Annotated in this window: 28 protein-coding genes and 2 pseudogenes; 15 read left to right on the top strand and 15 right to left on the bottom strand. The window is 59.4% G+C overall.

The genetic code is table 11. The annotated features are described in order from the left end of the window. Positions 1-537 precede the first annotated feature (537 nt). From EJ075_RS15395 to EJ075_RS33540, 7 genes are all read right to left on the bottom strand, one after another. A complete protein-coding gene (locus EJ075_RS15395; protein WP_126104921.1) occupies positions 538-1,047 on the bottom strand; it encodes a DUF892 family protein in 510 nt (169 codons plus the stop codon). A 224-nt stretch (positions 1,048-1,271) separates the two neighbouring features. Then, positions 1,272-1,400, bottom strand: coding sequence for a DUF982 domain-containing protein (locus EJ075_RS33560; RefSeq protein WP_245458158.1), 129 nt, complete (start codon positions 1,398-1,400; stop codon positions 1,272-1,274). Between the two features lie 697 nt (positions 1,401-2,097). Further along, positions 2,098-2,334, bottom strand: a complete 237-nt coding sequence (locus EJ075_RS15385) for a hypothetical protein (protein WP_091600251.1) — start codon at positions 2,332-2,334, stop codon at positions 2,098-2,100. Positions 2,335-2,636: 302 nt separating this feature from the next. Beyond that, positions 2,637-4,556 (bottom strand): potassium transporter Kup, encoded by a 1,920-nt coding sequence (locus EJ075_RS15380; protein ID WP_126104920.1) that lies wholly within the window; start codon positions 4,554-4,556, stop codon positions 2,637-2,639. Positions 4,557-5,425: 869 nt separating this feature from the next. Continuing rightward, positions 5,426-6,589: a calcium-binding protein gene (locus tag EJ075_RS33965; protein ID WP_126104919.1), complete on the bottom strand. Its 1,164-nt coding sequence runs from the start codon at positions 6,587-6,589 to the stop codon at positions 5,426-5,428. A 304-nt stretch (positions 6,590-6,893) separates the two neighbouring features. Then, positions 6,894-7,421, bottom strand: coding sequence for a hypothetical protein (locus EJ075_RS15370; protein ID WP_095488462.1), 528 nt, complete (start codon positions 7,419-7,421; stop codon positions 6,894-6,896). Between the two features lie 385 nt (positions 7,422-7,806). Then, positions 7,807-8,094 (bottom strand): hypothetical protein, encoded by a 288-nt coding sequence (locus tag EJ075_RS33540; RefSeq protein ID WP_126107342.1) that lies wholly within the window; start codon positions 8,092-8,094, stop codon positions 7,807-7,809. A 441-nt stretch (positions 8,095-8,535) separates the two neighbouring features. On the opposite strand from EJ075_RS33540, the gene EJ075_RS33365 reads away from it, so the two are divergent. From EJ075_RS33365 to EJ075_RS15345, 3 genes are read left to right on the top strand one after another with little or no spacing between them, the layout of a single operon-like run. Next, the gene (locus tag EJ075_RS33365; protein ID WP_206437553.1) at positions 8,536-9,282 is read left to right on the top strand and encodes a hypothetical protein; all 747 of its coding nucleotides are present in this window, start codon (positions 8,536-8,538) and stop codon (positions 9,280-9,282) included. Continuing rightward, positions 9,282-9,620, top strand: a complete 339-nt coding sequence (locus tag EJ075_RS33360; protein WP_206437552.1) for a hypothetical protein — start codon at positions 9,282-9,284, stop codon at positions 9,618-9,620. Before EJ075_RS33365 ends, EJ075_RS33360 begins: the two co-directional genes overlap by 1 nt. A gap of 30 nt (positions 9,621-9,650) precedes the next feature. Continuing rightward, positions 9,651-10,577: a lipase family protein gene (locus EJ075_RS15345; RefSeq protein ID WP_164547109.1), complete on the top strand. Its 927-nt coding sequence runs from the start codon at positions 9,651-9,653 to the stop codon at positions 10,575-10,577. Here the strand turns inward: EJ075_RS15345 and EJ075_RS15340 are convergent. The 7 genes and pseudogenes from EJ075_RS15340 to EJ075_RS15310 form a co-directional block, all read right to left on the bottom strand. Beyond that, positions 10,523-10,810, bottom strand: a pseudogene (locus EJ075_RS15340) (HupE/UreJ family protein); the annotation flags it as partial. The gene EJ075_RS15345 and the pseudogene EJ075_RS15340 sit on opposite strands and share 55 nt — an antisense overlap. Positions 10,811-10,917: 107 nt before the next feature. After that, entirely contained in the window at positions 10,918-12,435 is a 1,518-nt protein-coding gene (locus EJ075_RS15335; protein ID WP_126104916.1) for a DUF1254 domain-containing protein, read from the bottom strand. 57 nt (positions 12,436-12,492) lie between these two features. Then, complete coding sequence (locus tag EJ075_RS15330) at positions 12,493-13,926, bottom strand: DUF1254 domain-containing protein (RefSeq protein ID WP_126104915.1); 1,434 nt, start codon at positions 13,924-13,926, stop codon at positions 12,493-12,495. Between the two features lie 82 nt (positions 13,927-14,008). Beyond that, positions 14,009-14,803 (bottom strand): transporter, encoded by a 795-nt coding sequence (locus EJ075_RS15325; RefSeq protein ID WP_245458194.1) that lies wholly within the window; start codon positions 14,801-14,803, stop codon positions 14,009-14,011. 11 nt (positions 14,804-14,814) lie between these two features. Further along, on the bottom strand, positions 14,815-15,111 hold the full coding sequence (locus tag EJ075_RS15320; RefSeq protein WP_126104914.1) for a hypothetical protein: 297 nt from the start codon (positions 15,109-15,111) through the stop codon (positions 14,815-14,817). Between the two features lie 571 nt (positions 15,112-15,682). Further along, positions 15,683-15,829, bottom strand: a complete 147-nt coding sequence (locus tag EJ075_RS33135) for a hypothetical protein (RefSeq protein ID WP_164547108.1) — start codon at positions 15,827-15,829, stop codon at positions 15,683-15,685. Between the two features lie 20 nt (positions 15,830-15,849). After that, a pseudogene (locus tag EJ075_RS15310) lies at positions 15,850-16,742 on the bottom strand (LysR family transcriptional regulator). Between the two features lie 121 nt (positions 16,743-16,863). Here EJ075_RS15310 and EJ075_RS15305 point away from each other — a divergent pair. The 4 genes from EJ075_RS15305 (at position 16,864) to EJ075_RS15290 (ending at position 19,292) form a co-directional block, all read left to right on the top strand. Further along, positions 16,864-17,589, top strand: coding sequence for an SDR family oxidoreductase (locus tag EJ075_RS15305; RefSeq protein WP_126104913.1), 726 nt, complete (start codon positions 16,864-16,866; stop codon positions 17,587-17,589). Positions 17,590-17,686: 97 nt separating this feature from the next. Continuing rightward, entirely contained in the window at positions 17,687-18,076 is a 390-nt protein-coding gene (locus tag EJ075_RS15300; protein ID WP_245458189.1) for a carboxymuconolactone decarboxylase family protein, read from the top strand. A 92-nt stretch (positions 18,077-18,168) separates the two neighbouring features. Further along, positions 18,169-18,441, top strand: coding sequence for an Atu4866 domain-containing protein (locus EJ075_RS15295; RefSeq protein WP_245458188.1), 273 nt, complete (start codon positions 18,169-18,171; stop codon positions 18,439-18,441). Between the two features lie 89 nt (positions 18,442-18,530). Continuing rightward, positions 18,531-19,292 (top strand): NYN domain-containing protein, encoded by a 762-nt coding sequence (locus tag EJ075_RS15290; protein ID WP_126104910.1) that lies wholly within the window; start codon positions 18,531-18,533, stop codon positions 19,290-19,292. Between the two features lie 182 nt (positions 19,293-19,474). On the opposite strand, the gene EJ075_RS33355 is transcribed toward EJ075_RS15290, so the two are convergent. Further along, positions 19,475-19,627 carry a hypothetical protein gene (locus tag EJ075_RS33355; protein WP_206437551.1) on the bottom strand — a complete coding sequence of 51 codons (153 nt, stop codon included), beginning with the start codon at positions 19,625-19,627 and terminating at the stop codon, positions 19,475-19,477. Between the two features lie 166 nt (positions 19,628-19,793). Between EJ075_RS33355 and EJ075_RS15280 the strand changes: the two genes are divergently transcribed. From EJ075_RS15280 to kdpA, 8 genes are all read left to right on the top strand, one after another. Further along, entirely contained in the window at positions 19,794-20,054 is a 261-nt protein-coding gene (locus EJ075_RS15280; protein WP_126104909.1) for a DUF982 domain-containing protein, read from the top strand. Positions 20,055-20,109: 55 nt separating this feature from the next. Continuing rightward, positions 20,110-20,298 (top strand): DUF3606 domain-containing protein, encoded by a 189-nt coding sequence (locus tag EJ075_RS15275; protein WP_095488451.1) that lies wholly within the window; start codon positions 20,110-20,112, stop codon positions 20,296-20,298. Continuing rightward, positions 20,298-20,480 carry a hypothetical protein gene (locus EJ075_RS15270; RefSeq protein WP_164546994.1) on the top strand — a complete coding sequence of 61 codons (183 nt, stop codon included), beginning with the start codon at positions 20,298-20,300 and terminating at the stop codon, positions 20,478-20,480. Before EJ075_RS15275 ends, EJ075_RS15270 begins: the two co-directional genes overlap by 1 nt. Positions 20,481-20,633: 153 nt before the next feature. Next, entirely contained in the window at positions 20,634-21,683 is a 1,050-nt protein-coding gene (locus EJ075_RS15265) for a glycosyltransferase family 2 protein (RefSeq protein WP_126104908.1), read from the top strand. Then, entirely contained in the window at positions 21,664-22,365 is a 702-nt protein-coding gene (locus tag EJ075_RS15260; RefSeq protein ID WP_095488449.1) for a class I SAM-dependent methyltransferase, read from the top strand. The genes EJ075_RS15265 and EJ075_RS15260 overlap by 20 nt, the downstream gene beginning before the upstream one ends. A 44-nt stretch (positions 22,366-22,409) precedes the next feature. Next, positions 22,410-23,900 carry a hypothetical protein gene (locus tag EJ075_RS15255; protein WP_126104907.1) on the top strand — a complete coding sequence of 497 codons (1,491 nt, stop codon included), beginning with the start codon at positions 22,410-22,412 and terminating at the stop codon, positions 23,898-23,900. A 369-nt stretch (positions 23,901-24,269) separates the two neighbouring features. Continuing rightward, positions 24,270-24,359: a K(+)-transporting ATPase subunit F gene (gene kdpF / locus EJ075_RS15250; RefSeq protein ID WP_032918612.1), complete on the top strand. Its 90-nt coding sequence runs from the start codon at positions 24,270-24,272 to the stop codon at positions 24,357-24,359. A 32-nt stretch (positions 24,360-24,391) separates the two neighbouring features. Next, entirely contained in the window at positions 24,392-26,095 is a 1,704-nt protein-coding gene (kdpA, locus tag EJ075_RS15245; RefSeq protein ID WP_126104906.1) for a potassium-transporting ATPase subunit KdpA, read from the top strand. Positions 26,096-26,114: the final 19 nt, after the last annotated feature.

The following is a 26,114-nucleotide window of genomic DNA, read 5'->3' as shown; positions in this document are numbered from 1 at the left end:
CAGGAACAGCAACTTGATGCTGCCGACTGGAAGCTCGCGACCAACGAGGCCATAGCTGCCCATCGTGGGGCCAGAGAAGTAGTCAAGGCGCTTCTCCTCGCTAACGCTGCCCTGGAGCGTGGGCTGGCTCTAGCGGCCGCTACTTAGAGTCATGAGTTTAGCAGGGATGGCACCGCCGAAGACGGTCCCAGCGACACCGAACAGGTTCGCGGCAGAGGAAGGCAGTCAGCATGCGAGACAGCTCCTGCCGCAGCAGAAGGCTCCCAATTCATTGTGGTCACCGCCTTCGACGCCGACGAGACCGGGCACCTTCAGGCTGTCTTCGGTCCAGCAGAGCAGCAGTCGGAAGATCGGGCAGTAAGGACCGCGAACGCTCTTGCGAGCAAACATGCCGCGGCTATTGCGTGGTCCCATGATGCTAACTCGGCGGGGCGAATGGGGCGAGCCGACGACCCTCTTTGTTCGAGGCGACGTGCCCGACTGGAGTGACGGGCTTGCGCGTCCGACGCCAGGCACCGCTCAGCCAGGTGCAGCAGATCAGCGCTTGGCAGAGTCGCTGTCCGTTTCGGCCCTCGCGAGGAACTCCTCGGTTGTCGACGGAAGATGGTCTTTCAACCATTCCGCCATGGCGACCTCCTCTCGCAGGTTCTCTTCGCAAGCCCGCACGACCTCGGTTTCGCCCAGCGATTCAGCGGCGGCAATGAGGATCGTGTAGGAGGCGATTTCCATGTGTTCGAACGTGTAGCTCGCAAGGGAGCCCTTCATCACCTCGTCGCCTGCGAAGACGCCACTCAAGGATTGCGCCAGGGCAGTCAACTTTCCGCCAGCATCCTTCATAGTGGATGAACCCTCATCCATCCGGTCGAGACAGGCTTTCAGCCGAGCAGCCTGTTCCCTCGTTTCATCAAGGTGCAGACGCATTCGATCGCTGAGTTCCGGATAGTTCTCAATACGGCTTAGCTGCCCGTTCAACATTGTTTCGGCCTGCTCTTCCATGGCATGAGCGTCCCGAAGCCATTGCACCAGCCATTCTCGCGACTCTGACATTTGAAATCTCTTTTGTGACAAAAGAGAACTGCCGAACTGTGAGATTGTTCCTAGTGAAGCGGGCCTAGGTCTTCTCGCCCTTCAAATCCTTCACACAGCCTTGACGCACGGCTGAACGGCCCTGCGAAGCTACGTACGCGTTTTTTGATGTCCTTAGATGCCGGTCTGACATGCTCCTGACGCCCTTCCAGTGATTGGGCCGGGTCGGAAACAAACCCGGAGCGCTACTCACGGGACCGTAGCACCCCCTCCTCCTTGGCAGCAGCCTCGAAGGCCTGACGGACATCCATCGGGGTCGCCCGGTTCTCAAACGCGTCAACGCAGGCCTGGACCGCCTTCCTCCACAGGTCCACGCTTGGACCACTTCATGAGTTCCTCGGCTGCACTCTCTAGGTGGTTTACTCCGTAGGTCGTCCCAGGCCGGTCGGTCTTGACGTACACCGGAGGGGAGAACCAATAGGTAACCATTAGGGGAATGTAGGGCGGCTATAGAGCTTCGTCGTCTCTGGCCTTACCAATCGCCTCAAGTAATGAAGCTAGGGTTGGGCTTAGCTCTGTGTCGACTGGCCCAAACAGCTTCTGTACATGACGACGATTGTCTTCGGTTCCGATCAACTCCCGAACGGCGTCTGCAAGGGACTTATGCCCAGCTATGTCGCGCTTTATCATGTCGGCCGAGGTTCCCCGCCTTTTGCGTAACCCGCAGATCAGGGATGGTTGCATTAGGGGAACAAATGCAGGTCCACGTCGGTTAAAGACTTGCAGCGGTCGATCCGTCTCGGTGCAGCCACTGTCGAGGTCCGTCGCCAATTCCTCTCGGTGGCGGACCTCCAACGATAGTTACAGCGGGACTAAAAAGTAGGCCCAATCTCGCGCTCCAGGGCGACGCGGGCCTTCCGTAACGAGACGAGCAGCCGCTCCAGTAGGCCTTCATCCAATTCGGATGCTAGGCCCGAAACGCCCGGTCGTGCTCAACGATCCGGTCCTGTATCGACACTACGGTTTCATAACGAGCTACAAGGCTCGTGAGGACTTCCTGATGATCGGAGGTCATACGCTGCCCGTTCTGGGCAAGGAGCGGGCATCAAGCTTAAGGCGTTCATAAAGAACGGCCTCATCGAACTCGCCGTCCGAGAACAGTGCCATTACGCTCACGCTCAGGCGCTCCGCCTGCATGCTACTAACGGAGATACCTGCCTCGGCGCAGACACGATCAAAGACCTGCTTCAACAAAGCCAGGTCGCTGGGATAGGCAATGCCACTCATTGAGCTGGTGTTACTGACCATAGCTGTTCCTCCCATTAGGGCGGAAGCGTGGCCGTCGCTCAACGGCGATGCCCATGATGTAAATCGCCGATGGAAGCAGGCTACTCCGATTCATGCGGAGAGTCTGGGAAAGGGCTGCTGGAGTTCTGCTCACCGAAGTCGCGCCTCCCGAGACAGAACCCAAGCAGCGATCCTTGGTCAATTCCTAAAGATATCAAGAGTTGGAAACGTACCAAACAGAGGATGGGGATGTTTGGTATTCAGTGAGGCGCTTTCTATGGACACGCTCAAGTGGCTTCTCAGCTGCTGAACTGCGGCATGCACTAAATCGCCACCTGCGTTCCGATCTCAACCACACGTCCGGTCGGGATCTGGAAATATTCCGTTGCGTCGGCCGCCGTGCGCGCCAGCCCGATGAACAGCTTGTCCTGCCAGACCGGCATGCCGGAATTGGGCGAGGCCTTGAGCGAGCGCCGCGACAGGAAGAAAGAGGTCGTCATGATGTCGAACTTCCAGCCCTGCTTGCGGCAGATCGCCAGCGCGCGCGGGATATTGGGCTGCTCCATATAGCCGAAGGTCAGCGTCACCCGCATGAACAGCTCGTTGATCGTTTCCATCTTGACCCGGTCACTGTCGGGCACGACGGGTTGTTGCGCCGTCACCACCGAGAGGATGACATTCTGTTCGTGCAGCACCTTGTAGTGCTTCAGGCTGTGCATCAACGCGGTCGGCGCGCTGGCGGGATCGCTGGTCAGGAACACGGCCGTACCGGACATCAGCTGCGGTTTCCTCTTCAACAGATTGCCTGCAAGGAAATCCAGCGGGATCTCGTTCCGGCGGGTCTTTTCGAACAAATAGCGGGTGCCGCGGATCCAGGTCCACATGGTCAGCACAATAACCGCGGCAATGGCAAGCGAGGACCAGCCCCCTTCAAACACCTTGACTATGTTGGCTGCAAAGAAGCCGGTATCGACGAAGGCGAACACCGCCATCAGGGCGACCGCGACGCCGAGCGGCCATTTCCAGATGCGCGTCATCACAACAAAAAGCAGTATGTTCGTCACCAGCATGTTGCCGGTCACCGAAATACCGTAGGCCGAGGCCAGGCGGCTGGATTCGCCGAAGCCGACCACCAGCAACATCACCACCAGCGCCAGCATCAGGTTGATGCGCGGCAGATAGATCTGGCCCGACTGTTTTTCCGACGTGTGCTGGATGACGAAACGCGGCAGCATATTGAGCTGCACCGCCTGTCTGGTCAGTGAGAAGGCGCCGGAGATCACCGCCTGGCTGGCGATAACGGTCGCCGCCGTCGCCAGCACGACCATCGGAATAAGCGTCCAGCCCTGGTTCATCTCGAAGAATGGATGACCGACAACGCCGCCATTTGCCAGCACGAAGGCGCCTTGCCCGACATAGTTGAGCAACAGACAAGGAAACACGATGGCCAGCCAGGCAAGCACGATCGGCTTGCGCCCGAAATGGCCGAGGTCGGCATAGAGCGCCTCAGCGCCAGTGACGGCGAGAAAAACCGCACCAACCGTGACGAAGGCGACTTCGGGCGAGTTGATCAGGAATGACACGATGTAATGCGGGCTGATTGCCAGCAGGATTTCCGGGTCGTCCATGATGTGGTTGAGGCCGGAAAGGCCGATGGCCAGGAACCACAGCGCGGTAACGGGCCCGAACACCAATCCTACGCCACCGGTGCCAAACCGCTGTACCGCAAACACGATCGCCAAGATGGCCAGTGTCAGCGGCACCACATAGGGCTGGAATGTCGGCGTGACGACATTCATACCTTCGACCGCCGACAGCACCGAGATCGCCGGCGTAATGACTGCGTCGCCGAAAAAAAGCGCCGCGCCGACAATGCCGATGCCGAGGATCACCGCCGAGCGCGTCGGGAAACTGTTGCGCGCCAGCGCCATCAGCGACAGCACCCCGCCCTCGCCGCGATTGTCCGCACGGAGCACGAACATGATGTATTTGATGGTGACGGTGATCGTCAGCGACCAGATAATCAGCGAGAGTACGCCGAGGATGTCGCCACGGTTGGCGACGTTGCCACCGGCCGATGCGTGCAACGCCTCTCGGAATGCATAGATCGGGCTGGTGCCGATATCGCCGTAAACCACGCCCAACGCGCCCAGCATCAGCACCTTGGTGCTGTGCTGCTCGACCTCAGAATGGCTCGATTGTTCGACAGGTTCTGCCTCGTTACCAGCATTGGTAAGGGCCATGGACGACACTCCGATAAGCGGGCGGTGCTCTACGCTTGCTGCACTGCAATATCAAGTGCCGTCACGTAATGTCTGCGTCTCGGTATTGCCTATCGCTCGTCGGCTTCGCAGACTCGTCAGCCCCGAAGCGGCTTGGGAATTTTTGCGAGACTATGCTGAAGCTCCGGGAGCAACGATGCCCGAGTCAGTATCGGATTAGGTCGATGCTCGGGCGCGCGAGCTCAGATGCCGAGAGCTTAAATTAACGCTGTAGCCGTGTAACAGACTGTGTAACAAATGCCGCGAAAAGCTCAATATTTTCAAGGACGTAAGCGTCAAGTCGAAAGACGCTCTCTCCGCCAACTATCGTCCTATCCAGCTGAAAACGTTTGGCTTTACGGCTTGGTTGTGATCTTTCCCCATTTCCTTCCCCACTATGCCCCTCCGAGCAGGTACCTGCCCTTCGATTGCCTGCGAAGCCTGTGGAACCTACCCACCACCCCCGCGGTAGACCGGTCGGCTTCTAGCAAAGATGCAGACTACCCTCTGCAAAGGGTGATCAAAAATTTTGCTAAAAATAAGGATGCCGACGCGCTGCAGCAATCGCCCGCGCTCGCCGCTTCGAATAGCTGGGCATGGTCTTGCTTCAGTTCCGGGAGCCGTGAAGCTTTCAGCGGAGCGTATGCTCAGGCGGTCGTGGCGCCGAGCCCGTCGGAGACTTGGAAGCCGTCTGTGTTACCGCCGCCCGGGGAAGCCGAGGTGTGTGGAGCGGTCAGGTTGGCTCTGATACCGGTTTGGGCGTCCCCTAAGCCGCGCACTCCCTAGCTCTGTCCGCATTTCCGTGTATCTCAGGTGTGAGGGGCGACCTGTGCGCCGCCCCTCACTCTGGGTTAGAAGATGAAGTCTGAATCGGTTATGAGAGCTGCTGCCTTCGCACCCACTGACACGTCGAGGTCGATTGTGCCGGCGTCGTCGCTGAAACCGATGAGGGTTCCGGCAGAACCGTCGATGACCTTTACTACCATGCCCTCGGCGGATATTTCGTTGGCGTCGAGGTAATCGAGAGCCGACTGTGCTGAGTTGAAATCGACACCTTGCAGAAACGAGGTGGCGTGGGTGTCCCTTAGGTCGAACTTGTCTTGGCCGTGCTTGAAATCTGTTATCGTGTCCTTTACCCAGTCGTGGAAGATGAAGGTGTCGTTGCCGCCTCCTCCTGTCAAGGTATCACTCCCGGAATCTCCGAAGACGGGATCACCCCCGTCGATGATATCGTTGCCGGCACCGCCGTCGATGGTGTCGTTCCCGAGGTAACCGAATATGGTGTCGTTGCCTTTGTCGCCGAATAGGATGTTATCCCGGCCGGATGGAAGGAATTCATCACCGTAGATGATGTCGTCACCGGCACCGCCGTGAATGATGTCGGTGCCGTTACTATTGAGGGGTCTGCCGCCGTCGCCGCGAATGGTGTCGTTGCCGGCACCGCCGTAGATGGTGTCGTTACCCTCGCCGCCGCCGATGATGTCGTTCCCGGCCCCACCGTTGAGGATGCCGTTCCCACGACCGTCCCTGATAGTGTCGTTCCCGGCCCCGCCGTTGACGGTGTCGTCACCGGGAGAGGAGTGACCTCCGCTGTCATCGCTGCTGCTGATGGAGTCATCGCCAGCCCCACCGTTCAAGATGTCATTACCGTCACTGCCACTGATAGTGTCGTTGCCGTCACCGCCGTTGATGGTGTCGTCGCCGAGACCGCCGCTGAGGGAGTCATCCCCGGCCCCGCCGTGCAGGAAATCGTTGCCGAGGCCACTGAAAAAAAGGTTGCCGAAGTCGTCACCGATCATTCGGTCTGAGAAGTTCGAACCGAACCAGATACCGGTGTACGTGAAATCTGTTGTCACCGCGGTCCCGCCGGCGAAATAAGCGCCCTCGTCGGTGACTGTCGCGCTCGGCGGGACGTTCTCTTCGAGTTGGACTCTGTGTGCTTTCAGGTTCAGGTCGACACTTGCTGCCGACAGCGAGAAATCCGGGCCGACTGGTACTAACACTGGCTTTGCCATGAAATAGTCCTCCCAACCCGCACACCATGATCGCGTGCGTTTAGAGCACTATAATGCGTGGAAAGGTTAGTGGATATAGAGGACAATGTCCTGCGGTGGATCCAGAAGGCGTAGTACTTATGGAGTATTCTGGCGTCACGTCAATGGACGACAGTTGGTCAAAGAAAATCACCTATTTACAATAGCTTGGTGGACATCAGAAGACGATGGAGGACATAAGTATGGAGGACGCTCTCTCCGCCAACTGACTTCCATGAAAGTCGTTATTTTTCAAAAACTTCGTTATAGACCTTGACCGCCGGAGTCACTGCGTGAGGCACTTGTGGCCCATTGCCATTGCCTTGTAGGTCCCCTTCAGATCGACGACAAAGGCTCCCTTGGTTTCCGGAAACACGGTCATTTTATATTTCTTCGCTACGTCGCGCTTGAACTTCGGGTCGTCTGTCAAGATGTAGCCGCCAGAGTATCCGCCCTTGAGTTCGCCGCTCGTGCTAGTGGCCACACCACGATAGAGATGGCCGTCAATGGAGACGAAGATGTCCGACTTGGTCCCGTTCTGAAGGCCGATATCCTCTTTGGTGAACACGCCAAGATAGCCGACCTCCCGATTTGCGGTAACACCCATTTGCACCGAACTTGGGCCATCTGAGTGCACGATCAAGCAATCACCGCGGGTTTGATTGGCATAGACGGTCCAGCCCTCGACGTCGTCCCCGTAGCGGACAAGCACATCGCTGGCCTTTGGAAGGGGGCTTTGATCTTGTGCGTAGGCTGCCATCGCAGTCGAAAGTGCTACTGACGTTGCCGCGATGCGTGTCATGTATTTTCGCATTGCTATTCCCCTTGTGTGCAGGCTGAATTGTTCTTTGGCTACGGGCACCATTTGCTCCAGAGGCTGCTGTCCTCTTGCGGGGCGATGGGATGACGGCTGTGAGTGACCTTGGCCGATCGGCTCACGTCAGGGAACGTAACTAACTGTAACCTACGGGCTAATACTGGCCAGCGCACTGCGGACCGTTCAGTCCTTGACGCTAAAATGGCCGTTGGCATCTCATACGAACGCCACCTAAGGGTCGATGTCTTGGTATCTGACTACGTTCGCCAAAACGTCCGCAACGACGGCAGGATGCCCGGGTTTGACCCCATTGCAGCCGTTCTCTGAGAGAAGGTTTGCGAAAAGCCATGACCCTTCCCTGACGCTCCGCCGGCGGCTACGATCAGTTCACGTAAATGACGACGTAACGGCCGCCAGAGGGCTGGTAGTATGTCCCGCCGCACTGCCAAACCGTAGCGCCGTTGATGCTAGTCCTAACGCAGGCGGGAGGAAGCGCCGCCACGTATATCGTCGAACGGCGAACGGCCCGGCGCGTTGTGCGCCGCGCTACGCCGGCGACGCTGCCGGGCGTAAGCGGCCTGCCGACGCGCGCTTCCGCGCTGGAAACGATCGAACCTGCCGGAATGAAGTAACCGCCCATCAGGCTATCGGTTATAAGAAACGCCGTCATAACAGCGGCGACGAAGAGATGATTACGGATGCACCGTGCGGCACAGAGCATGGACCAGTTCCTGCGTAACGGCGCTATCTGCTCAGATACTTGAGACGTTAGCAGCTTGCCGGCGCTCAGCGTGCGGCGGTCGCCCTCGCCATCGAGGACAAGCTGCTTGGCCACACGGGAAGCCGCAAAAATCTGCCTGTAGGATACTGTAAGTTACGTTTCACGTCGTAGGCCAAATGCGCATAACTTCTCCCAAGAAGGGCGGGTTCATCCCGTGCACCGGATGTATCGAAGGGAAGTCTCGTCAACGACGGAAGCTGGACTGTACCGCCCGTCAAGAAGGTGAGCTGACCCGGCACGGGCCGTCCCGCACGGATTTCATTTGCCCATTCTAGATGCGCTGTAGTCTGCGACGCGGCTTGCTCTCATCTCTAAGGAGGATTTTTCAGTATGAACGCCAATCGCATAACGAGTATAATATTTTTTGCTGGAGGCCTTGCCCTCGCGACTGCGGGCGCAATGGCGCAAGAAACCGCCAAGAAGCCTCACGTGCCGCTGGAAAAGACCATCGGCCAGGTCAAGGCGACAGGCGCCGTCCCATCCCTCGCCGTCATAAATTCGCAGAGTGCCAAGCTTGACGGCGGCAAGCTCGTCCTGACCGGCGTTTCGAAAAACTCGATCGTGTTTGCCGATCGGCCGGTGCGGGCCGCCGGCCATGTCACCACCGAGCAATTCATCATGCAATGGGATGAAGGCAAGGACAGTTTCGCTATCGATCCCCCGAACGCAACGCTCTCAGTCCTTGGGGGAGACGGTTCAGAGGTGAACGATGCCGTGGTTACGCTCAAGGCTCCGAAGCTTGAGGGAACCACGCTCACATTCGACGTTGCCGTCCTGGAAGGTAGTCTGAACAACGCGAGTGGTCCGGCAGCACTTTTCATTGACGCCTTTGCGTTTCGCGGACCGGGCGGCGGCGGCTTCGCCCATGTGGGCGGCTACGGTGGTGCGGTCTGGCATGGTGGTGGATACGGCGGCGGCGCCTACTGGCATGCTCCCGTCTATCATGGAGCTTGGTATGGTGCTGGCGCTGTCGCGGGAGCCGCAGTTGCCGGGGCTGCTATTGGCGCAGCCGCTGCTGCTGCGCCCTATTACCCGCCCCCGGCGTGCGGCTACTATCCCTACCCGCCCTGCTACTGATGCAATTGAAAGCGGTCCAACTCATAAAACCCTGCGCCGTCGCCATCCGTGTCGCCTTCGACACGGATGTCGAACCGATCCGCAAGCTGTTCAAGAAGATCGGTGAGGAGATTGCCGCCGACCCCGAACTGGCGCCCGATCTCATCGCCCGTTCAAGAGCCAGGATCGGGGACGTCGAGTACGGGACGCTGATCATCCAGACGAAATTCACAGCCGAGCCAGGAAAGCAATCGATGATCCGCCTCGCGGCGCTGAAGCCGGTGCACAAGGCAGTCCGCGAAACGGAATTCGGGCCGTGCCCAAGCCCCCTGACCGGCGATGCGGCGGCTCCAGCATGATCGCACAGCAATTGCCACGAGATGGTTCGCGTGAAAAGTCGCTTTGAACTGCTCGCAGTGATCGCCCTTTGCGCGATGGCGCTGACGGCGTGCGTCGGCGTGTCATCGAAAGAATTGCAGGCGCTGGGATCGACGGTGACGCCCGCCGATGTCGATTTCACAGAGCTTTTGGCTTATGCCGGCAGAGCGAAGACGGCCTATGCGACGGAAGCAGTCATCCGCGCCAAGTATCCGGCCACGGTGCGCGTCGGCTCGCCCGGCGCCACCGATGCCCAGTATTTCGTGGAGCGGGACGACAAGACGCGGACCCAATACATCGCGGTCCGGGGAACAGCCAACAGGAAGAATATTTTCGAAGACATCGAGATCAGGATCCGCCAGGACCTCGAACTCGGCCTGCCGATCCACTCAGGCTTCGACGCCACGTCGCACGCCCTCTACGCCGACATGAAGCCTTCCCTCAAACAGAACTACAAAACGTTCGTAACAGGACACTCGCTTGGCGGCGCGATCGCAGCGATCCTTGCGATATACCTTGCTCGGGATGGCTACGACGTTGCTCGGGTCGTCACCTTTGGCCAGCCGAAATTCACCACGGCGGCAGGCGTCGAGCGAATAGGGTCCCTTTCGATCACACGTGTCGTCGACGAAAACGATATGGTGCCGATGTTGCCGCCTGTGACAGCACTAATCAACCGCCTGCACGGATCCTACGAGCATGTCGGGCCGGAAGTGATCTTGCTGGACGGTCCTCATTATGTGTTCCTGCCAAGCCATAATGCCGACCGCATTTCCGTTGGAGAGTTCTGGCGTTCGATCAGCTTTGCTGACCTCGCCGATCACCATATGGACAACTATCTGAACAGGCTCTCGACAAAGGCCACTGGCGCCGTCGCGGTCTCCTACAACGATCGCGAACGGTACATAACGCCAAAGAAGAAGCACGCTTCGAACTGAAGAGCCCCGGCCACGCTATCGTGAGACTGGTTCGGCCGGTCCATCCGGATGATCTCGGCGCCGATCAAAACGATGCTGAAGGCGATCATAATCTCGACTGGCCCCGAAGGCAGGGCGACCCACCCGAGCGTGGCGAACGTGAGTGTGATCGAGTGCGCGACGGTGAACGCGGTGATGGTTTTCATCAGGGTTCGCCAGTTGCGCACGATAAGCATCAACGCAGCGACGAACAATCTGAATTGCCGGTTTTGAGCGGCAATCGCTTACCGAAGTCATTGAACCTTCGCCTGAAGATCGATCGAGCGGGTAGAGAACCATCCGCTCGATTCGACTGTTTTCCCTATTGCACCAGTTCGAACTCGCCCGGCTTCCAGCTCTTGTCGAACCAGGACTCCAGCGGGCCATAGAGGCGAAGAAGGACGTTCCAGCCCTTGCCGGGAACTGTCTGGACCCAGTTGGCCTCATGGCCTTCCGGCGCTGTCGGACCGAACCAGACATCGACCGAGGAGTCCGCGTTGATCACAATGTCTTTCTTGTCGCTGCCGATGCTGGGGAATTGCTGGTCCGTCTGCAGCATCGAACGCGTTTGATTGTCATACGCAACGAACGACCAGAATTCTTTTGCCGGAATGTTTGGCGGCAGGTGGATCTTATAGGTCTTGCCGCCATCGAACGGTTTGCTGTCCTTGTCGGTGGTGGCGCCGGCGTATTGCGAACCGATGCCGACCCGCTTTATCGCCATGGCCGGCGTGATGCCCGTCGCATAGTAGTGGAACAGGACACGAGCATCCAGATAGCGAACGCCGGGCTGCAGAAGAAACTCGTAGCTGCCGCCGACAAAGCCGGTGAACCAGGCACTGTCCGGATAATAATAGGCGTCCTTCATGCGGGTCTTGAAGGTGATGGTGCGCGCTGTCGCATTGCCTACGGCGACGGCTTCGGTGAGGATCTTTTTCATCCGCTCGTCGGGTGCGAAGGGTTTGCCCTTTTCGATGCCGATGGCGGCGAGCTGTCCCAGCACTTCCGGATGGTAGGCCTCGTTCGGCTCGTATTGAACGATGTTGTTCACTTCCTCGTAGAAATGAAAGTCATTGGCATGGATGGTATTGTATTCCTTGCCGGAGGTATTGATGATCTTCATCGGCGGCGGGTTGTCGGCTTTCGAAAGAAGATACACCTTGGCGAACTTCTTGGTGTTTTCGACCGCGGTTGCAGTGCTGCCATTCTCAAGGAAGCCGCGCCAGAAGAACAGGTTTCCGTAGGTTGACGTCCGCAATACAAAATAGCCTTCAGGTATCTCGCCCTCATAGCCCGGCGGCAAAAGCAGGTATTTTCCACCCTTGCCCTTGTCCGGGCCGGCATTGCCGACATCGCCGACATATTCGAACCAGTGGTTGTCGATCATGCCCAGGATGTTGGGCGGTGTTTCGATGACCAGCGGACCCGCCTTGGTGTCCAGCCACATCAGATTGTAGATACTTTCGGTGTTGCCGGTGAGGAACAACGAATGCGAATCCATCAGGTTTTCGAAGATCAGGATGGTCTGATTATTGTCGGCGCCCTGGCTGGCCAATCCAACCCGCAGGGCTTCAACCGATGCGCCGGGCATGGCGTTGAGGAAGGCATCGACGCCGCGCATGAAGTCGAGGTTGTCGTAAAGCTTCTCCGAAGTGGCGTCATCCGGGAAGCCGTCGAAAAAGTTCAGCTTGCCAAGCCTGGTGTCCAAACTCTCCGGCGTGATGATCGAATCCGGTATCGGCGTCGTCATCTTCATCTTGGGCGCTTCGGCGGACGCAGTGCCCAAGCCCATCAGAACCACCGCGGCGGTGGCGCAAAGCAGTCTCGTCGCTTGTATCATTACTCTCTCCTCGTTGACGGTGCCTAGTCGGCACCACGCATCGCACAGTCGGGATAACTATTGCGCCACTTTGATACCGGGCGGCTGCCACGTGCCTTTGCCAGCCGGCAGGATCGAAGGCGCTTCGGTCTTCGGCCAGTACAGCCGCATGACGAGATAGATCGTGTCGTTGGGTGCAGGCAGCCAGTTAGCTTCCTTGTCCGCGCCGGGGCTGTCTTTCTGGATATAGAGGGTGAGCGAGCCATCCTCGTTCTTCTTCATGCCGGGCAACATCGGCGAGTTGATGAGGTAGCGGTTGATCGGGTTCTTGATCAGCAGCTGGCTCTTGCCGTCATACATCGTCACCGACCAGAAAGAGTTCACCGGCGGGAGCTGTCCGGGTGCGAAGGTGAGGGTGTAGTTGTGCTTGCTGGCGTCGAGTGTATCGCCCGTCGCAGTCGTACGGGTAAAGGGATACATGGCTTCCACGGCATCATTGCCATAGATGCCGGCCTTGACTGCTCCTGCCCGCATCAACCAATCGCCGTTGTAGAAGGCTTCGTCGCCAAGAAGCGAGCTGACGTTCCAGCCGTTGATGGGCTTGTTTCCGCTGGTCAGCCATTTGTTGATTTTATCGTCACCTTGCTTCATGCCTATCAGCATTTCTGCCTTGTGCTCGAGCGATAGATCTTTCAACTCGAAAGTCTTGCCGGGACCGATACCAATCTTCGCCAGTTTCGCACGGATCTCCTTGTCCCTTGGCGTCTCGGGGACGAATTGCAGGGCCGTATCGAGATACTGGAAGAAGTTTTCCTTGATCCCGGCGGTGGTGGCGGGAAGGAAGTCGATCGTCGGCGCGGCGGGCGGCGCGGGCTGTTTGAGGAAGGCGGAAAGCGGCTGCGCCTTGTAGCCGGCCTGCACCTTTTCCACGTTCGGCATATCTTCGGCGTTGATAAGCTGGGTCCGAAAGTTGGCGAACACGAACGGGGTAGTCGAGGAAAAGACCTGGCCGATGCCGGCAGGCTTCTCGCCTTTCCAGTCGGGTCCGACAACGAGGTAGGAACCCGGAACGTTTCCCGTGGCGCGGCTACCGATATAGCCAAAGTTATATGTGTTGCCGTCAATCAGCTGCACCGAATAATAGCGCTCCTTCTCCACCGCCGGCACGGAGATCACCATCGGCTCGGCACGCAGATCCAGCCACAGTATTGAGTATGGCGTATCGCTGTTCGGCGTGACTACCGCTGTGTCTTCGTAGGTCGCCACATGGTTGAGGTTGTCGATCTTGTTGAACGGCGCCTTGAACTGGCTGGACTTGGGGTCAACGGCGAACTCGTTCATCACCGCATAATTCATCACCAGCGGCAGGCCGTAGATGAAGCCTTCCTCGGCGATGTCCTTGGCCTCGATGATGCCGGGGTAGCTCTGCGCCATCAGCAGGCTTGGGTTCGCAATCGCGGCGCCAGCGGCAATCGCCGCGGCTGAGCGAAGTAGATCTCGCTTCGTCAACATTTGTTGTAATCCTTTATTGTTCGATGAGTTATCGAATTCGTTCGTTTCATAAGTTTCGCGCCGGCAGGCTGCGCCGGTCTTCTCATTTTTTCGGGAACAGAAGTGTAATTCCGGTGCGAAAGCCCCACCCGTCCGGGCCGCTGTCGGGGCTTTCAGCCCAGTAGCGGACGCCGGCGAAGAGGCTGATCGGCTGCTTATCGACGACGACCAGCTTCGAGACCTGGAAATTGACCGGAACGGACCATGTCTCGGCCTCCCAATTGTAGCTGCTCTCGGTGTTCAGCGTGAACGTCCAGGCGTCCTTCGTCGTGTAGGAAACGAAGGGCTGCAGGAAGGTCGAGCTAATGTCACGGCGGTCGCTGTCGCCGGCGAACGACCAGATGTGGTTCGCCAACGCGCCGATGGTCCATCCATGGCTCTGCTTCAGCACGACGGCGGTCGGGCCTGCGCCCCATTTGCCGCCGCCGAGCAGTTCGTCGGTCGCGGTAGGAACCAGAAACACCGGGCCGACTCCCCAGACGATGCCGGACTCCGTCGGTTGGGACGGCGAGAAGAACAGGCTCTGGGTTATGTCGCCGAGGCCGAATTGCTCGCCCGATGGCCCGGCGATGTCGTTCTGCCAGATCACGGGCACGATCGTGCGCGAGATCATGTTCCAGTCGGCATTAAGCGAGACGGGGATGACCGGCTGGATGTTGACATAGGCCTTCTCGCCGTCGTTCGGCCCATAGCCGCTGTCGTAATTGAATTGGAACGGCACGCTGATCAGCGAGGCAATCGGGTTCGACAGTTTCTTGGCGAGTTCCTGCGTGTCGTCCTGGGCTGACGCTGCGCCTGCAAAGAGCAAGGCTGGGACCAAAAAGGATGACGCTCGCAGGCGCCGACCAATCAGCCGTTCGGGCGCGGCTTCACGAGCCCCTCCTTGTCCTGCAGTGCGGTTCCGACTTCCTCGGTCAACCTGCTTATCAATTCTTGCCATTCGGCCCCCCTCGTCTCACGCAATTCCACCGCAACGGTGTAGACCTTCGACAATGCGTCTTCCGCTTCAGCAAGTTCTTCGCACATGTCACAAAAAGCTTCGCTTCGATCCATCAGCCGACGGATCAAGAATTCGGACTGCGGGAACCGTCGTGCTGCCGCTGAAAATGCGCTCTCTCTGCCCTTTAGTCTGGTACTCGCTGCCATTGCGCCACCCGCTGTCAAAGCAGCCTAGGCTCGGCATTCGTGGTGTTCCAGCAGCAGTGTGTAAGTTACGTGGCCGCCACGTAATTGCGATGTGGCGGGACCTGCTATCAATCCTGCGGGTCCAGTTACGTCGCCGTCCATGGGGACTAGCAGCCGCTCCCCCGACCGAGGTGCCGCTGACCCTGTGCGGCGCCCTGTGGTGGGATCCCGCCCATTGCGCGTGACCTGTTGCGTCGCGGGGTCGCAAACGACCGTCATTTCGTCGCGAATTGATTCTATCCCCTATAGCGCAAGGGTTTGCGAATTACGGTGACAGTGCACTTTTTGCCATGTTTGCTCGGCTGTGTGTAAATTGAACGCATGGCTCGACTTGCATTGCCGCGCCGCCGATGTCGGCATCTGCGCGGCCGATGGGCAGCGAAGCACTTCCGGACCGGATTGCCGAGCAAACCGGAAAAGCCGTGATATCGCGAAAACGCGGCAGGCGGGCGGCCCGGCAGCCTATTGGGGGTGACCGGCCGGCTACCGGGCCTAACCGGCTTGCGCCGGCTGATGAAAACATGCGCTTACGCTAATGTAATTGCAACATCGAGATGCCGGTGCGTCCAGCGGGGTTGACGATCTGGGCTCCGCCCCAAAAGGATGGTGGGCTGGTCGGTGCCGCCTCGTAGGTCTTGTAGAACATGCTCGTCAGCACGGCGTCCTGCCATGCCTTCATCAGCGTCCGCGCCGAAAACGCTAACCGAGACGCCGCAGGTGATCGACAAGGGCGCGCAGCTTCGGCGCTACGTTGCGACGGCTCGGATAGTAGAGATAGAAGCCGGCAAAGCGCGGGCAATAATCCTCGAGAACCGGCACCAGCTCGCCTTGATCGATCCACGGGCGAAAACTCTCCTCCATGCCGAAGGTGATGCCGGCGCCGGCGATGGCGAGCTTTATCATCAGCGCCATGTCGTTGGTCGTGATCTCCGGCGCAACGGCGACGCTGAACTCATTGCTGTTCTCCGCGAATTCCCAACGATAGGGCGCGACCTTCGGTGCGCGGCGCCAGCCAATGCAGCGATGGCCAGCGAGCTCCCTCGGATGCGAAGGCGCCCCAAACCGATCGCGATAGGCCGGCGCGCAGACGGCCAGCTGCCGCTCGTCACCGGCGACAGACACCGCGATCATGTCCTGCTCTATCACCTCGCCGAGCCTGACGCCGGCATCGTATCCCTCTGCGACGATATCGAATTCCTCGTCCGTCACCGTGATGTCGATCTGAACCTCCGGATTGGCTTCGGCAAAGGTCGCCAGGAACGGCCCTGAAAGAAAGCGCTCGGCGATCGACGAGACGGCGAGCCGCAACTGCCCGCGCGGACGACCGCGCAGGTCCCCGGTGGTCTCCATTGCGGCGCGCATGTCGGCAATGGCCGGCGCTATCTCGGCGTAGAGGCGTTCGCCAGCCTCGGTCAGGCTGACGCTTCGCGTCGTGCGCCGGACAAGGCCAATACCGAGCTTCTCTTCCAGCCTCTTCATCGTCTGGCTCACCGCCGAGCGGGTGACGCCCATGCGGTCCGCAGCCGCGCGAAAGCTCCGCTCCTCGGCCACACGAGGGCAAAGACCGCAAGCGCATTGAGGTCCGGCTGCATTGGTTAGCTGTGCTTTCCATCTTGGGAAGGAATGGCCGTCTTATCGCAACAGTGAAACAGATCCATCTTCGTGGCAACCGCTGCATCGCAGTTTGCAAGATCAACCAGATGGAGACGAAACATGTCCCTCAACAAAGTCGTGCTCATCACCGGGGCTTCGAGCGGCATTGGCGCCGCCATCGGCCGGGAGCTCGGTGCTGCCGGAGCAAAGGTCATGCTCGGTGCGCGCCGCACCGATCGGCTGGACGCGCTCGCGGAAGAGATCAGGGCAAAGGGCGGGGAGGCAATGACACGCCGCCTCGACGTGACCAACCGCGCCGATGTCGCCGCCTTTGCCGAGGCGGCGCGCCAGGCCTGGGGACGCGTCGACGTGATCGTCAACAATGCCGGCGTCATGCCGTTGTCGCTGATGGCCTCGATGAAGGTCGACGAGTGGGACCGAATGGTCGACGTCAACATCAAGGGCGTGCTCTACGGCATCGCCGCGGTGCTGCCGGAGATGACGGCCCGAGGCTACGGCCATGTCGTCAACATCGCCTCTATCGGCGCGCTTTCGGTATCGCCGACAGCCGCTGTCTATTGCGCAACCAAATACGCGGTCCGCGCCATCTCCGATGGCTTGCGGCAGGAGCACGACAACATCCGCGTCACCTGCATCCATCCCGGCGTGGTCGAGAGCGAGCTCGCCGACACGATCACCGATCCGGTGGCGGCGGAAGCGATGAAGACCTATCGCGCCATTGCGCTGCAGCCCGACGCCATCGGCCGCGCCGTGCGCTTTGTCATCGAACAGCCGGACGATGTCGACGTGAACGAGATCGTCATCCGGCCGACAGCCAACAAATAGGGAGGCAAAAATGGATTTTCGTTTTCACGGCGCGTACATCGTGATTGCCGCAGCGTTGCTGCTCGGCGCGGTTCCTCAAACGGCCAAATCGCAGACGATGGAAGAGCGGCTGCAACGCGGCGACGCTGTCGTCAGGAGCCTGAACAGTGGCGCTCCGCAACCGACGCTGGAACGCATGAGACAGGAGTTTCCGTTTCTGGCCGCAGCAACCCAGGGCTATGCGCTCGGCGACGTCTGGTCCCGCCCGGGGCTCGACAGCCGCACACGCCAACTCGCCGCCGTCGCGGTATTCGCAGCCATGGGTGAGGCCGCCTTCATGAGGATTCATGCCGGCTATGCGCTGAATATCGGCGTGTCCGAGGGTGAGCTGAAGGAAGTCATGTACATGGTGACGGTTCCGGCCGGATTTCCCCGCGCGATCGCAGCATCGCAAGCGCTCTCCGAGCTGTTCGCTGAGCGTCGCGCCGCTCCCGGCAAACAACCCTGAGGAGCTGTCCCATGAAACAGGTTTCGATGCTTACCGCTGCCGGGCTTCTTGCCGGCGCAGCCGTCTTACCCATGCAGAAAGGTTTCACCCAGATGAATATCGAGCAAACCACAGCTACCCAGGTTTCGAAAAGCCACCCCTATGTCGGGATGTGGGTCACGGCCGATGGCCATATCCGTCACAACTTGCTTCCAAACGGTCGTTATGACGAAGCGCGCGGAAACCGTGATAGCGCATACCAGGGGCGCTATGAAATCCGGGGCAACCACATCGACTACTGGGACGACACCGGCTTTACCGCCGATGGCGAATTTATTGACGGCGTGCTCCACCACGCAGGTATGATCTTGTACCGGAAGAAGTAGGTGACGTTCGTCGAATCTCGATAAAAAGGTTACCGCTGCACCATATGGCATTATGTCATTTGGTGCGAAGCCAGAACAGGGGGCCCACCGTGCCAACCGAACCGCGTTCTCCACGGCTTGCTGTGCTGATCGACGCAGACAATGCCTCGGCCAAGATTGCCGACGGGCTGTTCGAGGAAATCGCAAAGATTGGCGAGGCAAGCGTTCGTCGCATCTATGGCGACTTCTCCAGCACCCGTTCGAAGGCGTGGGCCGATGTGCTGTCGAAGCACGCGATCATCCCGCAGCAGCAATTCGCCTACACCACCGGCAAGAACGCATCCGACATCACGCTCGTCATCGACGCGATGGACCTTCTCCACAGCGGGCGGTTCGAAGGCTTCTGCCTGGTGTCCTCCGACAGCGATTTCACCCGCCTTGCCGCTCGCATCCGGGAGCATGGGATCGACGTTTATGGGTTTGGCGAGCAGAAGACACCGGAGAGTTTTCGGCAGGCATGCCGCCGGTTCGTATACACCGAGAACCTGCTTCCGACTGCGCCAGCCAACGCTCAGGATGCGGCGCCGACGAAATCTTTGCAGCCGCCCAGCGCCGCGACGCCGATCATCACCAAGGTCATTTCACAGATGGAAACCGAGGACGGCTGGGTGCCGCTCGGCATTGTCGGCAATCAGCTCGCAAATCTGGCATCGGACTTCGATCCCAGAACCTTCGGCTTTCGCAAGCTGAGCGATCTCGTGCGGAAAACCAATGCCTTTGAGATCGATCATCCCGAGGGTGGGGCGGTGCGCATAAGGATCAAGCCAGCTGCGAGGAGCCGAGAGAAATCGAAATCGGCAGCGTCGCGCTGACCCCTGCAAAAAGGTGAGCATCCCCGGCCCGATTGGCCTCTGGTCTGACCACTATTTCGCTGGCGAAAACTGCCATTCGGCGTAATATTCTCATGGGAGAGGGGCGGAGGAGGCCAATGAACATCGTCTCGAGAGCGCCTGCCGTTGACTTGACCGTCCAGGAACTTGTTTCATCTGCGCTTTCAAAATTCCGCGCCGGCGACACCATATCGACCAGAGCCGCAATAGATGCCATCCGCCGAGCAGACCCAGCTTGTGAGGACAGCGACGACCATCTGGTCGAGCTTGTCGTCATGACCGCAATTGGTAGGACCATGGGGGTCGTGTTCGACCATCGGTCCCGCTAGTGCATGCCGCCCCTAGCTTGTGCACTGTCTGAACTACCGGCGACGTAAGCCACTCAGTAACCATGAATTGTGATCGGGATGGATCACGCAATTCGTCATCGGAACGTATAACCCGCTGCGCCGTTGCTGTCTTCGGAGTCAAGGAGCGGCGTCAATGCGTGATGAACAATTCGACATTCCCGTGACGATCGAGAGCGAACGGATCGGCCGCCCCCTCTCTGTGACGAGGACGGTCCAGGCAGCCTCGCTTCTGGTCGACAAGTGGCCAGACGAAAAGCGCGGGCCGAAATATCGCGCGGCCTTGAAAGCCATGATGGATGCGATGGAGCAGCGGCGGGCGGTTGGCAGTGCGCGGCGGGCATTCGCGGCCGCCGCCAAGGAAGCCGATGTGTTCGTGCGCGAAGGCCGGCACTAAGGAACCTCACGAAATCTCCGTCGTTATGCTCAAGGTCGAAACGAGGAGAACTGCCATGGCCGACGACAAGACCAAGACCGACAACCGCGATCGCTCACAAGTAGCCGGCGACGAAGACTATGAGGTGAGGCATCTCGCCGAGGAAGCCGGCATCACTCCCGACCAGGCACGCACGCTGATCAAGCGCCACGGCACCGACCGCAAGGTGCTGAACGAAATCGCCGAGAGCATAAAGGCGTTGTGATGGCTGACAAGAAGACCGCGATGGCCGACCGGAAGAAGCGCGAGCCGGACGACAAGGAGGCCCTGCGCCTGGCCGAGACCACCGACGTTTCTCCCAACCAAGCGAAGGATCTGATGCGCAAGCACGGCAAGGACAGCGCCAAGGTCGAGAAGGAAGCCAAGAACTTCAAGGCCGAAGGCTGAACGGCCGATTTGGCGGAGCGTCCGCCCTCTCCGTATCCCCGTCGCATGTGTCCGTCACGCGTCGTTTGTCTGACGTCGCGGGCCGGCCTGAGCGGTTTATCGGTTTTCTAACAAATTCGGCCTATTCCCGTTCTAGTAACGGGAGCTGGGCTTTTGGCGCAAACAGAGAAAATCGCCACGCGACGCGCTATCGCGCTGTCTGTTGTCGTGCCGTGCTACAACGAAATCGACGGAATCGCCGAGCTTTACCGGCGCGTGACAGCCGCTTGCCGTGAACAAGCGGGGCATTCTTACGAGATCATCTTGGTCGTCGATGGAGCAACCGACGGTACCCGAGAGGCCATTTTCGATCTCGCCAGACAGGACAGCCACGTCGTCGGATTGGATCTTGCCCGCAACTACGGCCACCAGATTGCGCTCAGCGCCGGCCTGGAGTTTTGTCGCGGCCAGCGCATTCTCATTCTCGACGCCGACCTTCAGGACCCGCCGGAATTGCTCGAAGCCATGATGGCAAAGATGGATGAGGGATTCGACGTCGTCTATGGCCAGCGGCTGAAGCGGCAAGGCGAAGGCTGGTTCAAGCGCACGACCGCGGCCGTGTTCTACCGCCTGCTGCGCAAGATGGTCGATGTCGACATGGCGCTCGATTCCGGGGACTTTCGCCTGATGAGCCGCCGTGCGCTCGATCATCTCAATGCGATGCCCGAGCGCTACCGCTTCATTCGCGGCATGGTGAGTTGGATCGGCTTGAAACAGGTGGCCTTTCCCTATGAACGGCACCAGCGCTTCGCCGGCGCCACGCACTATCCCCTGAGGAAGATGGTGTTGCTGGCGATTGATGCGATGACGAGTTTCTCCACCGTACCCCTGCGGTTTGCCTCGCATCTCGGCATGATCTTCGGTTTTCTCGGGCTTGCCGCTCTCGGCTACACACTGTTCTCGTGGTTCGTCGGCAGCGTGTTGCCGGGGTGGACCAGCCTGGCTGCGATCGTCCTGATTCTCGGCAGCGTTCAGCTTCTGGTCCTCGGGATTTTCGGCGAGTATCTCGGGCGCATGTATATGGAGACCAAGCGACGGCCCCTCTACCTGGTAAACGAGATTGCCACCCACGATCCCGCCTCCGAGAAGCTGCCCGTCCATCGCCTGCAGGAGATGGCCGGGGAGCTGACGAAGGGAGCCGCGCGTGCTTCAGGCAGAATTTGACCAATTCGCGCAGGAATATCAGCAGCAGCATGCCGCAAGCATCCGGCTGAGCGGCGAGACGCCGGATTTCTTTGCGCAGTACAAAATCGATGACGTCGCGGCAAGGCTCGCCCGCTCGGGCGTGAAGCCGCGGCGGATACTCGACTTCGGCGCGGGCGTCGGAAACTCGCTGGGACCCATGCGCGCCGCCTTTCCCGACAGCGAAATCACCTTGCTCGACCCGTCCTCGCAGTCGCTCGACATCGCCCACAAGCGCTTTCCCGGCCAGGCTCATTTCAGGCACTTCGACGGCGAAACGATCCCATATGAGGACGCGAGTTTCGATCTCGCCTTCGCCGCCTGCGTGTTCCATCACATCCCTGAAAACCTCCATGTCGGCCTGATCAAGGAGATCGAGAGAGTGCTGGCCAGTGGCGGCAGCTTCTTTCTGTTCGAGCACAATCCCTTGAATCCGCTGACGACGCACGCAGTGCGAAGCTGTGCTTTCGACGAGAACGCGGTTCTGATCAACGGCCGCGACATGCGTGCGCGAGTGGCCGCGGCGGGCTTCTCCAGGGCCGATATCGTCTACCGGATTTTTTTCCCGCGCCTATTCGCAAGATTGCGGCCGTTCGAGCGCTTCCTCGCCACGGTTCCCCTTGGAGCCCAGTATTTCGTGCATGCGATCAAGCCTGCCGTCTGACCATCAATAGAGATGCTCGGCAGCAAGCAGCTCAGGGATATTCTATGCTCCAGATACACGCTTCCCGTGAAGCACCGCCGTTGATAGACGACGCCCGGCGCGCAAGGCTGGTGTTTTGCCTGGTCGCCGCGGGTGTCATGGCGGCTGCGCTCCTTGCCCTCGCCGCTTCGTTGCTCCAGGACCCCGACAGTTGGTGGCATATCAAGGTCGGGCAGGATATCCTGGCAAGCCGCGCATTCCCGACGATCGATACCTATTCCTACACCTTTGCCGGCCATCCATGGATCGCCAAGGAATGGCTCGGGCAGGTTCTTCTAGCGCTTGCCTATGACGCAGCTGGCTGGAGCGGTGTGGCGCTGCTGACGATCGCCATGGTCGTCCTGACGGTCTTCTTGATGTCGTGGCATCTCAGCGTCTGGCTGAAGCCGACACTGGGGGCGGGACTAACGATCGTTTTGGCGCTCCTGATCGACCCCGTCTATATCGCGCGGCCGCACATCTTCACCTTGCCCATCATCGTCGTCTGGACCGCGTATCTTTTCGGCGCCGCGCGCAACGAGCAGGCCCCGCCTCTATGGCTGCTGCCGCTGCTTTGCCTATGGGCCAACCTCCACGCGACGTTCACCTTCGGCTTCGTCATCGCGGCTTTTGCCGGCCTCGATCTTCTCATGCGCATACGCCTGTCCAACCCCGCGCTCCTTGCCAAATGGGTTGCCTTCGGGCTGCTATGTCCGCTGGTCAGCCTGCTCAATCCCTATGGCGTCAAGGCCATACTGGCTACCTTCACGGTGGCCTATGGCAATGAAGCGGTGCCCTACATCATGGAGTGGCGGCCGTTCAACGCTTCTGAGCATGGTTTCCAGGAGATGGCCCTGCTGATTGTCTTTTTCGGGCTGCTGGTTTCGAGACTGCAGATCGGCTGGGCCAAGGCGTTGTTCCTTGTCTTCACCTTGCATATCTATCTCACCCACATACGTTTCATTTACCTGTTCTTTCTGCTTGTCCCGATCGTCCTCGCCGTGGAGGTTGCGCAGCAATATCCAGCACTTTCGGCCCGGAAATGGGCGGAGGAAAAGCGCGACGGGCTTGAACAATTTTTCGTGCGGCGGTTCCGCCAAGTCTGGGGTGGAATTGCCGTCTTGCTGGTTTTGGCATCGGCGGCCTTCATTGCCACCTATCCGGTCGCGCCGAGCCAGAAGACCTCGGCCAAGAATGCGCTCGCATTCGCCCAGACCCGCAATTTATCAGCCAATCTGCTGAACTCCTACGATTTCGGCGGCACGTTGATTTTCCATGGCATCAAGACGTTCATCGATGGCCGCACAGACCAGCTCTTTCTGAATGGCTTCGCGAAAGCAGATGAGCAAATGGGGCGCAGCGGCGGAAAGCCTGTCCTCCAAGCCCAGCTCGATAAGTATGCGATAGACTGGGCCTTGCTGACGGCGGACGACAGCCGCATTCCGTTCTTCGACGAACTGGGCTGGAAGCGGGCATATACGGACGACTATGCTGTGATCTACATGCGCGATCATTGATTTTCAGCAGCGTCTCGCGCCGGCGCACGGCCTGTCCGGGCCATCTTGTTTTCAAACGCCGTGCCTCTGTTGAGATCGCGACAGCAAAATCCCTATAGGATTTTTATTTCTTTCCCGCTCGCCACGTCTCGAACCTTTATGGTGTTTCGAGCCATATTCTACCGGAAATACACATCTCGGTCATTCTGCCGTTGTGGCAGGACGTTTCCGCATGATTTCGGCCTGCCGCCTGCAGGAGACGCGAAAACAAACGAAAATAAGGAACATGCACGATGGACATCGTCGTTCTCGGGATAGGGGTTTTGTTCTTCGCCCTTTCTTTTGCCTACATCAAAGCCTGCGACAGTCTTTAAGCGGGAGGATCGCAACATGCTTCTCGACTACATCCTCGGTGGCGGCGTGACTTTGTTCCTGCTCGCCTATCTCACCTACGCCCTCGTTCGGCCAGAACGCTTCTGACAGCAACTGGCCAGGCACGGAAAGCTATTTCAATGACTCTCAACGGATGGATACAGATCCTCGTTTATTGCGGGATCGTCATTTTGCTCGTGAAGCCGCTCGGCGGGTACATGTATCGCGTTTTCAGCGGCGAACGCACATTCCTGTCGCCGATTTTGGGGCCTCTCGAACGGAGCCTTTATCGCATCTCGGGAACCAGCGAGCGCGAGGAGCAGCACTGGACCTCCTATGCGGCGGCCCTGCTGTTCTTCAACCTGGCCGGCTTCCTGGTGCTTTACTTCCTGCAACGGCTGCAGGGCAGCCTGCCCTATAACCCGGCTGGCATGACCGCCGTCGAACCCGGGCTCGCCTTCAACACCGCCGCCAGCTTCATGACCAATACCAACTGGCAGAACTACGGCGGCGAAAGCACGATGTCCTATCTCGTGCAGATGGCCGGCCTCACCGTGCAGAATTTCCTGTCAGCGGCGACCGGTATCGCCATCGCGATCGCGCTGATCCGCGGCTTCGCCAAGGCTTCCGGCAAATCGATCGGCAATTTCTGGGTCGATATGACCCGGTCCACCCTTTACCTGCTGTTGCCGCTCTGCATCGTGCTGACGCTGATCTATGTCTATCTCGGCATGCCGCAGACGCTCGGCACCTATGTCAACGCAACGACACTGGAAGGCGCGCAGCAAACGATCGCAGTCGGGCCTGTCGCCTCACAGATCGCCATCAAGATGCTCGGCACCAATGGCGGCGGCTTCTTCAACGCCAATGCCGCGCATCCCTTCGAAAATCCCGATGCGATCTCGAACCTGATCCAGATGGTGACGATCTTCGCCATCGGCGCGGCGCTGACCAACGTCTTCGGCCGCATGGTCGGCAACCAGCGCCAGGGTTGGGCGATCTTGACCGCGATGGGCGTCCTGTTCATCGCTGGCGTCGCCGTCTGCTACTGGGCGGAAGCCGCAGGCAATCCGCTGGTGCATGCGCTCGGTATCGACGGCGGCAACATGGAAGGCAAGGAAACACGTTTCGGCATCGCTTTATCGGCGCTGTTTGCGGTCATCACCACGGCCGCGTCCTGCGGCGCCGTTAACGCCATGCATGACAGCTTCACCGCGCTTGGCGGCATGATCCCGATCATCAACATGCAACTCGGCGAGGTCATTGTCGGCGGCGTCGGCGCCGGTCTCTACGGCATCCTGATGTACATCGTGATCGCTGTCTTCGTTGCCGGGCTGATGGTCGGACGCACGCCCGAATATCTCGGCAAGAAAATCGAGGCCAAGGAGATCAAGATGGCAATGCTGGCCATTCTCTGCCTGCCGCTGGCGATGCTGATCTTCACCGCCATTGCGGTGGTGCTGCCGACAGGCGTCGCTTCCATCGCCAATGCCGGCCCGCACGGTTTCTCCGAGGTCCTCTATGCCTACACCTCGGCTGCCGCCAACAACGGCTCGGCCTTTGGCGGCCTGACCGGCAACACCCCTTGGTACAACATCACGCTCGGCATCGGCATGCTGATGGGCCGCTTCCTGGTCATCATCCCGGCTCTGGCAATCGCCGGTTCGCTGGTCGCCAAGAAGACGGCCCCTGCCTCAGCCGGCACCTTCCCGACCGACGGGCCGCTATTCGTCGGGCTGCTGGTCGGCGTCATCCTGATCGTCGGCGGCCTCACGTTTTTCCCGGCGCTGGCGGTCGGACCGATCGTCGAGCACCTGGCTGGCATCCACGGGCAGACATTCTGAAACCGCCCCACCTTGGATC

Source organism: Mesorhizobium sp. M6A.T.Cr.TU.016.01.1.1 (assembly GCF_003952585.1).
Classification (GTDB): domain Bacteria; phylum Pseudomonadota; class Alphaproteobacteria; order Rhizobiales; family Rhizobiaceae; genus Mesorhizobium; species Mesorhizobium mediterraneum.
Note: the sequence above shows the minus strand (reverse complement) of the source record. Positions and strands in the feature narration are given on the sequence as shown.

What these genes read in the sequence shown, in the direction of transcription:
- EJ075_RS15395 (WP_126104921.1), bottom strand. Translation starts at nt 1,047, where the DNA reads ATGTCAGAGTCGCGAGAATGGCTGGTGCAATGGCTTCGGGACGCTCAT.
- EJ075_RS15320 (WP_126104914.1), bottom strand. Translation starts at nt 15,111, where the DNA reads ATGGCAGCGAGTACCAGACTAAAGGGCAGAGAGAGCGCATTTTCAGCG.
- EJ075_RS15295 (WP_245458188.1), top strand. Translation starts at nt 18,169, where the DNA reads ATGAATATCGAGCAAACCACAGCTACCCAGGTTTCGAAAAGCCACCCC.
- EJ075_RS33540 (WP_126107342.1), bottom strand. Translation starts at nt 8,094, where the DNA reads ATGACGGCGTTTCTTATAACCGATAGCCTGATGGGCGGTTACTTCATT.
- EJ075_RS15330 (WP_126104915.1), bottom strand. Translation starts at nt 13,926, where the DNA reads ATGTTGACGAAGCGAGATCTACTTCGCTCAGCCGCGGCGATTGCCGCT.
- EJ075_RS33355 (WP_206437551.1), bottom strand. Translation starts at nt 19,627, where the DNA reads ATGGTCGAACACGACCCCCATGGTCCTACCAATTGCGGTCATGACGAC.
- EJ075_RS33360 (WP_206437552.1), top strand. Translation starts at nt 9,282, where the DNA reads ATGCAATTGAAAGCGGTCCAACTCATAAAACCCTGCGCCGTCGCCATC.
- kdpA (WP_126104906.1), top strand. Translation starts at nt 24,392, where the DNA reads ATGACTCTCAACGGATGGATACAGATCCTCGTTTATTGCGGGATCGTC.
- EJ075_RS33135 (WP_164547108.1), bottom strand. Translation starts at nt 15,829, where the DNA reads ATGAAGGCATGGCAGGACGCCGTGCTGACGAGCATGTTCTACAAGACC.
- kdpF (WP_032918612.1), top strand. Translation starts at nt 24,270, where the DNA reads ATGCTTCTCGACTACATCCTCGGTGGCGGCGTGACTTTGTTCCTGCTC.
- EJ075_RS15300 (WP_245458189.1), top strand. Translation starts at nt 17,687, where the DNA reads ATGGAAGAGCGGCTGCAACGCGGCGACGCTGTCGTCAGGAGCCTGAAC.
- EJ075_RS15270 (WP_164546994.1), top strand. Translation starts at nt 20,298, where the DNA reads ATGGCTGACAAGAAGACCGCGATGGCCGACCGGAAGAAGCGCGAGCCG.
- EJ075_RS33965 (WP_126104919.1), bottom strand. Translation starts at nt 6,589, where the DNA reads ATGGCAAAGCCAGTGTTAGTACCAGTCGGCCCGGATTTCTCGCTGTCG.
- EJ075_RS15335 (WP_126104916.1), bottom strand. Translation starts at nt 12,435, where the DNA reads ATGATACAAGCGACGAGACTGCTTTGCGCCACCGCCGCGGTGGTTCTG.
- EJ075_RS15370 (WP_095488462.1), bottom strand. Translation starts at nt 7,421, where the DNA reads ATGCGAAAATACATGACACGCATCGCGGCAACGTCAGTAGCACTTTCG.
- EJ075_RS15275 (WP_095488451.1), top strand. Translation starts at nt 20,110, where the DNA reads ATGGCCGACGACAAGACCAAGACCGACAACCGCGATCGCTCACAAGTA.
- EJ075_RS15380 (WP_126104920.1), bottom strand. Translation starts at nt 4,556, where the DNA reads ATGGCCCTTACCAATGCTGGTAACGAGGCAGAACCTGTCGAACAATCG.
- EJ075_RS15280 (WP_126104909.1), top strand. Translation starts at nt 19,794, where the DNA reads ATGCGTGATGAACAATTCGACATTCCCGTGACGATCGAGAGCGAACGG.
- EJ075_RS15255 (WP_126104907.1), top strand. Translation starts at nt 22,410, where the DNA reads ATGCTCCAGATACACGCTTCCCGTGAAGCACCGCCGTTGATAGACGAC.
- EJ075_RS33365 (WP_206437553.1), top strand. Translation starts at nt 8,536, where the DNA reads ATGAACGCCAATCGCATAACGAGTATAATATTTTTTGCTGGAGGCCTT.
- EJ075_RS15305 (WP_126104913.1), top strand. Translation starts at nt 16,864, where the DNA reads ATGTCCCTCAACAAAGTCGTGCTCATCACCGGGGCTTCGAGCGGCATT.
- EJ075_RS15385 (WP_091600251.1), bottom strand. Translation starts at nt 2,334, where the DNA reads ATGGTCAGTAACACCAGCTCAATGAGTGGCATTGCCTATCCCAGCGAC.